At 70.2% G+C, this 12,496-nt stretch carries 10 protein-coding genes; all 10 read right to left on the reverse strand.

What is annotated here, in order from left to right; translation table 11 throughout:
- Positions 1–80: 80 nt before the first annotated feature.
- Complete coding sequence (locus tag ACTWQN_RS02785; RefSeq protein WP_443201704.1) at positions 81–890, reverse strand: sugar phosphate isomerase/epimerase family protein; 810 nt, start codon at positions 888–890, stop codon at positions 81–83.
- A gap of 41 nt (positions 891–931) precedes the next feature.
- On the reverse strand, positions 932–2,317 hold the full coding sequence (locus ACTWQN_RS02790) for an alkaline phosphatase family protein (protein ID WP_443201705.1): 1,386 nt from the start codon (positions 2,315–2,317) through the stop codon (positions 932–934).
- A complete protein-coding gene (gene eboE, locus ACTWQN_RS02795; RefSeq protein ID WP_443201706.1) occupies positions 2,314–3,399 on the reverse strand; it encodes a metabolite traffic protein EboE in 1,086 nt (361 codons plus the stop codon). Before eboE ends, ACTWQN_RS02790 begins: the two co-directional genes overlap by 4 nt.
- Before the next feature lie 4 nt (positions 3,400–3,403).
- Complete coding sequence (locus ACTWQN_RS02800) at positions 3,404–4,273, reverse strand: TatD family hydrolase (RefSeq protein WP_443201707.1); 870 nt, start codon at positions 4,271–4,273, stop codon at positions 3,404–3,406.
- Entirely contained in the window at positions 4,273–5,679 is a 1,407-nt protein-coding gene (locus ACTWQN_RS02805; protein ID WP_443201708.1) for an EboA domain-containing protein, read from the reverse strand. The genes ACTWQN_RS02800 and ACTWQN_RS02805 overlap by 1 nt, the downstream gene beginning before the upstream one ends.
- The gene (locus ACTWQN_RS02810; RefSeq protein WP_443202007.1) at positions 5,676–6,518 is read right to left on the reverse strand and encodes an SCO3242 family prenyltransferase; all 843 of its coding nucleotides are present in this window, start codon (positions 6,516–6,518) and stop codon (positions 5,676–5,678) included. The genes ACTWQN_RS02805 and ACTWQN_RS02810 overlap by 4 nt, the downstream gene beginning before the upstream one ends.
- 5 nt (positions 6,519–6,523) lie before the next feature.
- The gene (locus tag ACTWQN_RS02815; RefSeq protein WP_443201709.1) at positions 6,524–7,708 is read right to left on the reverse strand and encodes an inositol-3-phosphate synthase; all 1,185 of its coding nucleotides are present in this window, start codon (positions 7,706–7,708) and stop codon (positions 6,524–6,526) included.
- Between the two features lie 93 nt (positions 7,709–7,801).
- Positions 7,802–10,282, reverse strand: coding sequence for a PQQ-dependent sugar dehydrogenase (locus ACTWQN_RS02820; protein ID WP_443202008.1), 2,481 nt, complete (start codon positions 10,280–10,282; stop codon positions 7,802–7,804).
- Positions 10,283–10,458: 176 nt separating this feature from the next.
- Entirely contained in the window at positions 10,459–11,211 is a 753-nt protein-coding gene (locus ACTWQN_RS02825) for a ThuA domain-containing protein (protein WP_443201710.1), read from the reverse strand.
- A 231-nt stretch (positions 11,212–11,442) separates the two neighbouring features.
- A complete protein-coding gene (locus tag ACTWQN_RS02830) occupies positions 11,443–12,489 on the reverse strand; it encodes a substrate-binding domain-containing protein (protein WP_443201711.1) in 1,047 nt (348 codons plus the stop codon).
- Between the last annotated feature and the right edge of the window lie 7 nt (positions 12,490–12,496).

The raw sequence follows: 12,496 nt of genomic DNA on the forward strand, positions 1-12,496 counted from the left end.
TTTGTCGACGGGTATTCGATTAGGCAGACGGGACGACACGCGGACGCCCCACTCATGACGATCGTCCTGAACGTCGCGGTTCACCAGTCAACTGTGCGCAGGTAGTCGTAGCCGACCCTGGCGGTCCGCAGCGGGTCGGTTGGGTTGTCGTGTTCGACGATGTACTCGCCGACCCGTGCGTGGTCGAAGATCGCCGGGAAATCGATGGTCCCGGTTCCCGGATCGGTCATGCCGCCGTCCTCGGCGCGGTCCTTGACGTGCAACTGGCGGATGCGGTCGCGGTTTTCGTCGATCAGCGCCAGCGCGTCCTGCCCCGCGTGCACCGCCCAGTAGATGTCCAGTTCGAAGTGGACTAATTCGGGATCGGTGCGCCGCAGCAGGATGTCGTACGGGCGTTCGCCGTCGACCGGGGTGAACTCGTGGTCGTGGTTGTGGTAACCGAGCCGCAACCCCGCCGCGCGGCATTTGCGTCCCGCGTCGTTGAGCTGGTCGGCGAAGTCGCGCCAGCCGTCGGCGGTGCCGAATTCGGCGAAGGGGACGACGAGGAAGCGGTGGCCGAGGGTGCGCGCGTCGTCGATCAGCGCGTCGATGTCGCCTTCCAGTCCGGCATGACCGGAACTCGCCCGCAAGCCGCAGTCGTCGAGGATCGCCCGGAACTCGGCCGGACTGCGACCGTGCGTGCCAGCGGTCTCGACCACGCGGTAGCCGATGTCGGCCAGCTGGCGCAGTGTTCCCGGGACGTCCGCGTCCAGCAGCGAACGCAGGGTGTAGAGCTGGATGCTGATGGCCTTCGGTGGGATGCGGCCCGGGCGCGTGGCGCCGACGCCGGACACACCGGCAGCGGCGAGCAGGGCGGCGGTCTGCAACAGGGTTCGACGGGGCAGTGGCATAGCTCGTCCTCTCGGGTAGCTCGGTTGTAGAACTTGCCTTCTCAGTTGATCCCCGACAGCTGCAGCACCAGGTCGTGCACATCGGTTGCCGCCAATCGGCCGGTGCGTTCCACATCGGTCGGGACGCGGGGATCGGAGCACAGCAGGACCGGGCCGTCGTCCGGGTCGTCCGGAAGGCGTCCGTGCGAACCTCGGACGAAACGGCCGTCGAGCGGCACGACGTTCATCGCGTAGCGCAGACCGGTCTTCTTCTTGAGCAGGTTCATCGCGGCCTTCGCCCGCACCCAGCGGTCGTCGGGGTCGAGGAACAGCTCGGCGGGGTCGTATCCGGGTTTGCGGTGGATCTCCACTCCTCTGCCGAAATCGGGTGCTCGCTGGTCGTCGAGCCAGTAGTAGTAGGTGAACCAGGAGTCCGGCTCGGCGACGGCGACGAGGTCACCGGCTCGCGGGTGGTCCAGCCCGAAGCTGGCCTGTCCCGCGCGGTCGAGCACCTCATCGACACCCGGCTGCGCGGTGACCAGGTCGCGGACGCGTTCCAGGTCGGCATCGTCGCGGACGTAGAGGTGCGCGACCTGGTGGTCGGCGACGGCGAACGCGCGCGAGGTCCAGGGGTCCAGGTATTCCATGCCAGCCTGGGTGTAGACCTCCAGCATGCCTTCCTGGCGCAGGGCTCGGTTGAGGTGCACCTGTCGGCGCACCGGGGTGATGCCGTACTCGCTGAGCACCACGACGGTCGCCCCGGCGCCGCGCGCATCGGCGAGCAGTCCGGCCAGTGCTCGATCGACCTCGACGGCAGCCGCGCGGGCTTGCGGGCCGTGCGGGCCGTACCGCTGCAAGTCGTAGTCCAGGTGCGGGATGTAGCACAGCAGCAGATCGGGCCGGTGGCGGTGCAGGATCCGGCGCGCCGCGGCGACGATCCACCGGGTGGAGGTGATTCCGGCGGTCGGACCCCAATAGTTGAACAGCGGGAACGCGCCGAGCTCCGCGGTGAGTTCGTCGTGCAGTTCCGGCGGGCGGGCGTAGCAGTCCGGGGACTTGCGGCCGTCGGCGTGGTAGATCGGGCGCGGCGTGATCGTGAAGTCCGTGGTCGCGCCCATCGCGTACCACCAGCAGACGTTCGCGGCGGTGTAGCCGGGACGGCTGCGGCGCGCGGCTTCCCACACCTTCTCGCCACCCACCAGGCCGTTGTGCTGCCGCCACAGGAAGACCTCGCCCAGTTCGCGGAAGTACCAGCCGTTGCCGACGATGCCGTGCTCGGCGGGGGTCGTGCCGGTCAGGAAGGTCGACTGGACACTGCACGTGACCGCGGGGAGCACGGTGCCCAGCTCGGCCCGCCAACCGTCTTGGGCGATGGACCGCAGGTTGGGCATGTGGGTGAGCAACGCCGGGGTCAGGCCCACGACGTCGAGCAGTACGACCGGTTTCACCGGACCTCCAAGGTGTCGAGGAGCCGCTGGGTGAAGGAGAGCTCGGCGGCGATGCCGTCGGCCAGGTCGTCGGGCTGTTCTGGCAGCACGTTCCAGGTGTAGGTCTCCACCTCGATGTCCGGCCGCCGATCCGGCAGTGCGGCGAGGGCAGCCCGCAGCACGTCGGTCGTCGGGCGCAACGCGGAGTCGGCCGCCCAGTGCACCGGTACGTGGAAGTGCACGCGCCACGGCCCGGTCCCGGGAAGCTGGTCGAACGCCTGCGGGAGGTCGTCGGCGGCGAGGATCCCGTCGGTGGAGCGCTCCCGCACCTGGTGCAGGTAGCGGGGTTCGGCGTAGCGGGCGAGTTCGTCCCGGGCCGCGACCGGGTCGTCGACGTGCAGCGCGGCCGACGCCTGGACCTTGACGATGTCGATGCCGCTGGCCGCGATCGCGTGCACCGTCGCTGTCGGGTCGGCGAACGACACCGCGAGGTGGCAGGTGTCCAAGCACAGTCCGATGTGGTCGGTGTCGCAGCCCGGCAACCAGTCCAGCGCGTCGGACACGCTGTCCAGCAGGCACCCGGGCTCGGGTTCGACGGCGAGCCGGATCCGCCGACCAGTCCGGCCTGCCAGCATGCGCAACTGCGCCGCAGCCTCGTCCAGGTGACGGCGGGCCGCGGCCTCGTCGCGGGCCGACCAGGGCTCCCGCCACCCCAGCGGGAGGGTCGAGATGCTGCCGGAGCTGCCTTCGGGGAGCAGCGCGGCCAGCACCTCCGCGCAGTGCACGGTGTAGCGCAAGCGATCCGGTTCGGTCCAACGCGGCTGGTACACCCGGTGCTTCACGACCGGATCGTGGAATCCCCGGTAGGGAAAGGCGTTGAGGGTGACCGCGGCGAGCCCGTGGGCGTCCAATTCGGACCTCAGCCTGCGCAGCGCCGCGCGATCGGTGGCCAGTTGCTCGGCCAGGTCCGCAGCCAACCACAAGCCCACGCCGAGCGTGTCGACGCCGAGGGCGCGGCGAGCGGGCGCGGCGAAGCGCGCGAGTTGTGCGCAAACCCCGGGGAGGTCTTCGGCCGGGTGGACGTTCGTGCAGTAGGACAGCATCGCCTCACCCCTGGGGCCGGGCCCCGCGCAGCACGGAGTTGCCAGCGAAAGTCGTTGTCTCGGCGGCGAATCCGGGCAGCGGATCGAGGTTCAGCCGCCCGCTCTGCCCGTAGAAGGCGACCGGATTGCGCCACAGCACCTCGTCGACGTCGGCTTCGGTGAACCCCGCGCGCAGCATGGCGTCACCGGTGGCGCGGGTCTTCAGCGGGTCCGAACGTCCCCAATCGGCAGCGGAATTGACCAGCACGCGGTCCGGGCCGTACTCGCGCAGCAGCGCGACCATGCGTTCCTCGTCCATCTTGGTGTCGGGGTAGATCGAGAAACCCATCCAGCAGCCGGTTTCCACCACCAGATCGATGGTGACCTCGTTGAGGTGGTCGACGAGCACCCGCTCCGGCGGCAGCCCGGATTCGCGCACCACATCGAGGGTTCGGCGGGTGCCAGCCGGTTTGTCGCGGTGCGGGGTGTGCACCAGAACCGGCAGGTCGGCCTCGACGGCCAGTTGGAGCTGGTGGGCGAACGCGTCGTCCTCTTCCGGCGTCATCGAGTCGTAACCGACCTCGCCGACCGCCACCACGCCGTCCTTGGCCAGGTAGCGGGGCAGTACGTCGAGCACTTCGCGGCAGCGCGGATCGTTGGCCTCCTTGGGGTTGAGCGCGATGGTGGCGTGGTGGCGGATGCCGAACTGCGCGGCGCGGAAGCGCTCCCAGCCGATCAGCGAGTCGAAGTAGTCGGTGAACGATCCGACGTTGGTGCGCGGCTGGCCGAGCCAGAACGCGGGCTCCACGAGCGCGCGGACCCCGGCGGCGTGCATCGCCTCGTAGTCGTCGGTCGTTCGGGAGGTCATGTGGATGTGCGGGTCGAAGATGCGCATCAAGCCTCCAGGAGTGCGTGGGCGTCATCGGGCACGCTGCGCCCGGCGGCGCGGCGCTCGGCGGCGAAGTCGGCGACCATCCGGCGCAGTTCATCGTCGGTGCGCCGCGGCCAGTCGGCGACGGCGGCCAGCGGCACACCGGTGAACAGGCACTTGAGCACGCCGTGCCGCCACGAGTGGTCGTCGAGGTGCTGGGCGAACGAGCCCAGGGCCGCGGCGATGAGCCGAACGTCGTTGGTGCGCAACGCGTCTCGCACCAAGTCGACACCAGTTTCGACGAGCTCGGGTGACGCGTCGAGCTGGCCCAGCGCGCGCAGCACGCCGCGGCGTTCGGCGTCGTCGCCGTAGCGGTACAACGTCGCGATTTCCGCCGCGAGCCGGTCGGGTTCGGTGCTTTCGGCGAGGGTTCGCAGCAGCTGCCCGCGTGCCCGGTCGTCGACGGTGCCGTGCACCAGCCCGTGCGGATCGGTCCGGTGGACGGGATGGCGGCCGACGTGGCGACCAACCGCCGGGAACAACGTCGCGATGCGCACCGGGTCCCGATGCACCTCGGCGAGCGCTTCGGCCAGCCACGGCTGCCACGCCTGGCGCAGGGCGTCCATCGCGCGGCGGGCGACCTTCGGGGCAGCGTGGCCGTGCCTGGGGAGTTCGACGGCCGCGAGCCCGGTGAACCCGACCTCGTCCAGCGCCCGCAGGGTGTCGACCAGGTCGAGTTGTCCCGCGCCGAACTCAAGGTGCTCGTGCACTCCGGGCCGCATGTCGTCGAGCTGCACGTGGACCAGCAGGTCGCGCAACCGACGCGCGCATTCGGCAGCGGTGTCCTGTTCCACCGCGACGCAGTGGCCGACGTCGAGCGTGATGCCGAGCGGCTCCGGATCACCGAGCCGCCTGCGGACCTCCAACGCGTCGTCGACGGTTTCGACGAACATGCCGGGTTCGGGCTCCAGCCCGAGCCGCACGCCGCACCGCCCGGCTTCCTCGACCACGCGGGCCGTTCCGTCGGCCAGCTGCCGCGCCGCCGCAGCAGCGTCCACATCGGACGGTCGGATCCCGGACCAGAACGACACCACCTCCGCGCCGAGGTCGGCGGCGATGCGCACCGCCAGCCGCAGGAACTCCACCCGGCGTCCGCTGTCCGCCGAGACCAGCGTCGGGTGGTGCTTGACGTGCGGATCCAGCAGGTAGCGCGCACCGGTCTCGACCACCACCGACAGGCCGAGCCGGGTCAGCAGGGCGCGCATCCGGCGCACCTGTTCGGCCAGGTCCTCGGCGAACGGATCCAGGTGGTGGTGGTCGAGGGTCAGCGCCACCCCTTCGTAGCCGAGGTCGGCGATCAGGTGCACGGCGTCCACCAGCCGGTGGTTGGCGAATCCGTTGGTGCCATAGCCGAAGCGCAGTCCGGTCACGTCGCCGACACCTTCCTCCCGAAGTACCGGACCGCTGGCAGCACCGCCGCGAGCAGCGCCGCCGATCGGATGTCGCGGCGTGCGATCAGGGCGATCTGCAGCGGAACCATGCCGTGGATGCCAGCCCGGGTCGCGTCCCGGACGTTGCCCGCCACCGGATTCCGGTACGCGCGGAGCTGGGCGGTCCCGACTTGCGCCGCGTACAGCACCGACGCGCCGAGTGCGGCGATGCGGTGGCGGCTGGACGCGCAGTCCCCGGCGGCAGCCACCGCCGCGGTCAGCGCTGTCGTGCCCAGTGCGGCGGCGACCGTGCGGTGGTCCGCACCGCTGACCTCGCCGCGCGACAGCGCGGTCACCGAGCAGGTGTGCGCCGCGAGGACACCCGCCGCTGGCCACGATTCGCGGGCTCCCCCCGCGCCGAGCAGCACGTCGAGTCCGCGGCACGCGGCCATCGCGGCGGGACCGGCCGCACCGCCTTTGAAGGCCGTGTCGTAGCCGATCACGGCGGCGGCCAGGGCCGCTGCCAGTCGTCCTTCGGCCCGCCCCGCGGTCGCCCCGGCGATCAGTCCGCAGGATAGGAGCACCGCTGCGACGCCGAGCGCTTCATCCGCGCTGACCAGTCCGGAGGGGATGGGCCGTTCCGGGCGCTCCACGGCGTCGAGTTCTCGATCCGCCCAGTCGTTGAGCGCCATCCCGGTCCAGTAGAGCGCGACCGAAGCCACCGGCAGCAGCACGCGGCGCCCCCGCAAGGGCCGCCCTGCCGCCATGGCGCCGACCGCGGTGTCGCCCAGCACCGTCAGCGCGGCGGGGGCGCGGGTCAGCGCGACCAGCTTCCGCAGCCGGTTCATCGATGCCCCCGCAACGCGGCGGTGGTCGTCCGCACCCACTCGTGCAAGGTGCGCACCTGGTGGTCGAATCGGTGCTCGGTGGAGCCGAAGGGGTCCTTGAAGAAGCACGCCAACGCCGTCAGCGGTCCGCTCTGCCCGGCGTGGTGCGCCAGCGCCACCAGCCGGGTCAGGTCCAGCACCAGCGGGGCGGCCAGGGCCGAATCGTAGGCCGACCACGTCAGTTGCAGGGTCACCGGCGAGCCGAGGAAACCTTCGGCGTGCACGTGGTCCCAGGCGACCTTGGTCTGCCCGAGGTCGGGCACGTTGTCGATGTGCAGCGGCGCCGTCACCTCGCCACCGAGCAAGGCGTGCAGGCCGCGGGACTTCGACTCCAGCTTGCTGGCGGCCGTGGTCGGGTCGGCGAGCGTCGCGCCGTCGCCGCCGCCGAGCAGATTCGTGCCCGCCCACGAACGCACCGCGAGCGCGCGCTCGGTGAACATCGGCGCGAGCACCGTGCGCAGCAAGGTTTCGCCGGTCTTGCCGTCGCAACCCGCATACGGCAGACCACGTTCCTCGGCCAGGTTCCGCAGCGCTGGAACCGTGATGCCGGTCGATGGTGTGAATTCCACGTACGGGCAGCTGGCGCGGACCGCAGCGTAGGCCGCGACGACGCTGGCCGGAACCGCGTTGCCGCCGGACAACGCGGATTCCAACCCGGCGACGTCGTGGATCTCCGCGCCGTCCGGCCACGGCGGCTCGGTCGAGGCGACGTTGACCACCACGACTCGCTCCAGCGCATGCCGACGGGCGAACGCCGAAACTTCCGCCGCCAACCGCTCGGCGACGTCGAGCTGGCTGCGCCGCCGCGCTGCCGGGTCGTAGCCATGGCGCAACTCCGACTCCACCACCGACAACTGCTCGCCGAGCGCCGCGACCACGCCAGCGGGCAACACCCCCGCGGCCACGAGGGCCTCGGCGTTCTTGTGCAGCTCGGCACCGGAGATGTCGTGACCGCCGACGACGATTTCGTCCCAGTCCGGCAGCGGCACCGAAGCGAAGGCGGGCAGCTCGGTGACGCAGCCGGTCGGCCGCACCAATCCCGACCGCAGCGCGCAAAGCCCGACGATCGTCGTGGTCGCCACCGATCCCCGCGCACCGATCAGCCACAACCCGGTGCGGCCCGGCCCTGATGCACCGTCCACGTGGTCACCTCCTGGAGCCTGTTTCCAAACGCGTTTTGCGTAGCGGTGCAGGTAGGTGCGGTGGTCCGCTACGCGCGGACCACCGTCACGCGATCAACGCGGAACGTCGCCTTGCGCTCGCGCCGACGGGTCGTCCGGTGGAACGGGTTCGGAGACCCCGGCGCCAGCGAAGTGCAGCGCGTCGAGTTCGAACAATTCAGCACCTGCGCCTCGGAACACGAAGAACAGCGGTCCTGAGTTGCCCGGATTCGTCACCGGAATTGGCTCCAGGTCCAGGTAATCGCCACCAGTGGTGGGCACCTGGACGGTCTGCAGCAGCTCCCCGTCCGGAGCCCCGGCGCGGACCTCGATCGATCCGCCCGGCCCGGCCGCCGACACCCGGTAGCCGATGCCGTCCACCCCGGTCAGGTTCACCGGGTCCAACGAGATCCAGTCGCCTTCCTCGATCGCGCCGACCTTGCGACCACCGGCGGCTGCCGGATCTTCCACCACCTGCACGCCCTCGGAGCCGGCGAAGAACTCCGCCTGCTTGTCCTTGGGCTGCAACAGCACCCGGCCGCTGCCGGTCACGGGCGGCAGTCCCTCGGCACCGTCATCGGTGTATTCGGCGGTGATGACGCCGAAGACGTTGGCGTCCAGGCCGTGGCCCTCGTCGGCCGGGGTTTCGATCACGCCCTCGCAGCCGCTCTCCTCGCTGAGCGGGTGCGCGTGCGAGTCGTGGCCGAGCGCGTAGCTGACCTCCACCCGCGAGCAGTCGATCTGGCCGTCCTCGGCGTCGGTGACGCTGATCCGGAACGGCACCTGCTCGCCGAAGGCGAAGGCACCACCGGTAGGCGGCAGCTCGACCCGGACCTCCGGCGGCGTGTTGCCGACGACGATCTGCACGCTGGCGTACCCGGTCTTACCGGTCGGATCGGTCACCGCGAGCCTGGCGGTGTAGGCGCCCCGCTCGGTGTAGGTGAACGACACGGGTCCGGCCGTGGTCGAATCCACCGTGCCGTCACTGGTGAAGTCCCACGCGTAGCTCAGCTCGCCGCCGTCCGGGTCGGTGGTGCCCGCGGGATCGAAGTTGACCGTCAGCGGCGCCTGCCCGGAAGACGTGACGTCCGCGTTCAACTGGACCCGCGGGGTCTTCGCGCCCGGGCTGTGCTCGATGCGGTACAGCGCCGAATCGTCCGCTCCGCCGAAGTAGCTGGACCCGTAGTCCAGCACGTACAGCGCACCGTCGGGACCGAATTCGAGGTTCATCGGGCGGATCAGCTCCATCGACTCGAAGAAGGGCCGGATCGCCGCCAGCTGCCCGTCCTCCGCCAGCTCGAACTCCTTGATCCAGCCCCGATCCCACTCGTAGTTCAGCACCTTGCCGTCGTAGTGCTCCGGGAACTTCACCGGCGAGTCCGAATTCGGGTCGAAGTGGTACACCGGTCCGCCCATCGGCGATTCCGGGCCGGAGCCGAGCTCGGGGACGGAGTCGTCGTCGTAGGCCAGCCAGGCGGGTTGCACCGGCGGCAGGTCCACCAGCCCGGTGTTGTGCGGGCTCTCGTTGCGCGGTGCCGCGCAGTCGAACGGCTGCCCGGACTGGCCGGTGCCGAAGTCGTAGTCGACGAACGGCTGGTTGTCGCCGATGCAGTACGGCCAGCCGTAGTTGCCCGGCGCCTTGATCAGGTTGTACTCCACCGTGCCGCCGGGGCCCCGGCTCGGGTCGGCGGCACCGGCATCGGGCCCGTACTCGCCGAGGTGGACCCACCCGGTCTGCTTGTCGACCGCGAACCGGAACGGGTTGCGGAAGCCCATCGCGTAGATCTCGGGACGCGTTTTCTCGGTCCCCGGCGGGAACAGGTTCCCGTCCGGGATGGTGTAGCTGCCGTCCGGTTCGACGTGGATCCGCAGGACCTTGCCGCGCAGGTCGTTGGTATTCCCGGCGGAGCGCTGGGCGTCGAACGCGGGGTTGCGGTCCGGCCGCTCGTCGATCGGGGTGAATCCGTCCGAGGCGAACGGGTTGGTGTCGTCCCCTGTGGACAGTAACAGGTTGCCCTGCGCGTCGAAGTCGATCTCACCACCGGCGTGGCAGCACATGCCGCGCTGCGTCGGGACCCGCAGGATCTCCTGCTGGGTCGCGAGGTCGAGCGTGCCGTTGTCGGCGAGCTGGAAGCGGGACAGCACGTTGTACCCGTCGAAGGGCGCGAAGTCCTCGGCCGTGCCGGTCTCCGGCGCATCGCCCTCCGGGGTGTCCAGCGGCGGTGCGTAGTACAGGTACACCCACCGGTTGTTGGTGAAGTCGGGGTCGATGGCGATGCCCTGCAGGCCGTCCTCGTCGTGGTTGTAGACCGGGATGTCGGCGGCCAGCGTCGTGGTCGCCTCCGGCGTGGTGAGGAAAACGGCGCCGTCGCGGGAGGTGTGCAGGACGCGGCGGTCGGGCAGCACCGCCAGCGCCATCGGCTCCCCCGCCTTGGCTTCACCCATGGCCAACGCGATCTGGTCGAACGCCGAATCGGGTGGTGGTTGTGCGGCGTGTGCGGTGGGAACGGTCAGGGCGGCCGCCGTGACGACCGCGGCGGCCGCGCAGGCCGCCATTCTCAAGGAAGGCACCAGGTCACTCCTCGTCGCTCGCATACCCGGCGGATCTGCCGGGACGACTTTCAGCTCGCGCGGATTGGTGTCGTGAGTGCGAAAGCCGGTTGGAGGCCGCTTTCGCACTCACGACCCCACCGTCGCTACCTGCACCGCGGCGCAAGCCAATTTGCGCTCTCTCAGCAGGGGGCCTGCCCGAGGGCGGTTCGGATGCCGCCGAGCAGGTGACGCAGGAATTCCGGTTCGTTGAAGGACTCCACGGTGTGCCCACCGCCGGTGTAGTAGGCGCGTCCGGCGTCGACGGTGTGGCACCAGGCGATCGGGTGGTCACCCATCGCGCCTTCTCCGGGGTCGTAGCTGGATTCGTCGAGAGCGGCCAGCACGTGCACGTCCGCCCGGGGATTGGTGGCGAAGTTGTACCACTCGTCGGTGCGGGGCCAGTTCAGCGGCAGGTGCGCGGTGGAGTCGTGGTCGTGGTCTTCCACCCGGACCGTGGCGGATTGGATCTCCGGGTGGCTCGCGAAGTACGCCCCGACGAGTTCGCCGTAGAACGGCCAGTCGTACTCGGTGTCGGCAGCGGCGTGCACCCCGAGGTAGCCGCCACCACTCCGGACGTAGCGCTCGAACGCGTCCTGCTGGGCGGGGTCGAGCACGTCCCCGGTCGTCGACAGCCACACCACGGCGTCGTAGCGGGCCAACTCGGTATCGGTGAACCGCGACGAGTCCTCAGTGGACTCCACGGTGAAACCGTTGTCGCGACCCAACTGCTCGATGGCCGCGATGCCCGCTTCGATGGAGTCGTGCCGGTATCCAGCGGTCTTGGAGAACACCAGCACCTGTGCTTGCTCGGGTCGGCCCGGCTGGCTCGCCCAGCCCGGGATGGTCATCGCTCCTACCGCCAACACGGCGAGCGCCAAGCTCACGATCTTCACCTGCGGCCTCCTCTCAAAAACCTGTCTTCGAACTCCTTCTACGTAGCGATACGAAAAACCCGTCCCTGATCCCGCCGCCCAAAACGGGCGCACCCCCGGCTCGCCCCCAGATCTTTCGGGGTGAAGGGCACCTTTGACCGGCTATGTGGGTAAAAGGTGCCCTTCACCCACCACCCCACAGAGCGAACCCGGACCAACCCCGCAGGGCGGGGAAGATCGCATTCGGATCGGTCACGAGGCGAACCCGACGTCGAGGTACTGGTCGACGTTCGCGCCGGTCACCACTGCCGAATAGGTCGTGATCGAGCGCGGCACCTCGTGCTCGGCCAGGTCGGACATGCCCCGGGCCTGGCCGAGCAGCCGCGCCAGCGCGATCGCCGACGAGCACATCGAGGGGTTGTAGAGCACCGTCGCCTGCACGACGCTGCCGCCCGCCTTGATGCGGTCCATCATCTGCCGCGAACCCGCGCCGCCGACGAGGAAGAACTCGTTGCGGCCAGCGGCCTCGACGGCGGCCAGCACCCCGATGCCCTGGTCGTCGTCGTGGTTCCACACCGCGTCCAGGCGCGCCGCGGCCTGCAGCAGGTTGGTGGCTTGCCGCTCACCGGTTTCAACGGTGAACTCGGCGGCGACCCGGCGGGAGACCCGCAGGCCGTGCCGGGCCAGCCCGTCGCGGAATCCCGCGCTGCGTTCCTGGGTCAGCGGCAACGAGTCGGTGCCCGCGATCTCGGCGATCACCGGGTCGGCGACATTGCGGCGCCGCAGTTCGGCCGCGATGTAATCGGCGGCGTTGACCCCCATGCCGTAGTTGTCGCCGCCGATCCACACCCGGTAGGCGTCCGGCGAGTCGAAGACGCGGTCCACGTTGATCACCGGGATCCCCGCCTGCATGGCGCGGCGGGCCACGTCGGTCAGCGCCTTGCCGTCGGCCGGGAGCACCACCAGCACATCGACCTTCTCGTTGATCAACGTCTCGACCTGGGCGATCTGCTGGTTGACGTCGCTGCTGCCCTCGGTGGGGCGGAAGGTGACGTCGGGCAGCGCCTCGGCCTGGGTCCGGGCGTTGGTGGTCATCGCCGCCATCCAGCCGTGGTCGGCGGCGGGGGCCGAGAACCCGATGGTCACCTGCCGACCCGGGGTGGCGTTGTCGCCGCCGGTGGCGACGGTCGCCGGATTCTGCTGCTGCGGTGGGTTGTTCGCCAGGCACCCGCTCAGCAGCGCGGTCGCGCCGAGCGCGCCGGTGCCGAGCAGGAACCCGCGACGAGGAGTTGCGGACATGGCGGTC

Origin of the sequence: Saccharopolyspora antiqui (assembly GCF_052246905.1) — a bacterium.
In the GTDB taxonomy this organism is placed as follows: domain Bacteria; phylum Actinomycetota; class Actinomycetes; order Mycobacteriales; family Pseudonocardiaceae; genus Saccharopolyspora.

Coding starts and splice junctions, on each gene's coding strand:
- ACTWQN_RS02785 (WP_443201704.1), bottom strand. CDS start 890: ATGCCACTGCCCCGTCGAACCCTGTTGCAGACCGCCGCCCTGCTCGCC.
- eboE (WP_443201706.1), bottom strand. CDS start 3,399: ATGCTGTCCTACTGCACGAACGTCCACCCGGCCGAAGACCTCCCCGGG.
- ACTWQN_RS02830 (WP_443201711.1), bottom strand. CDS start 12,489: ATGTCCGCAACTCCTCGTCGCGGGTTCCTGCTCGGCACCGGCGCGCTC.
- ACTWQN_RS02820 (WP_443202008.1), bottom strand. CDS start 10,282: ATGGCGGCCTGCGCGGCCGCCGCGGTCGTCACGGCGGCCGCCCTGACC.
- ACTWQN_RS02800 (WP_443201707.1), bottom strand. CDS start 4,273: ATGCGCATCTTCGACCCGCACATCCACATGACCTCCCGAACGACCGAC.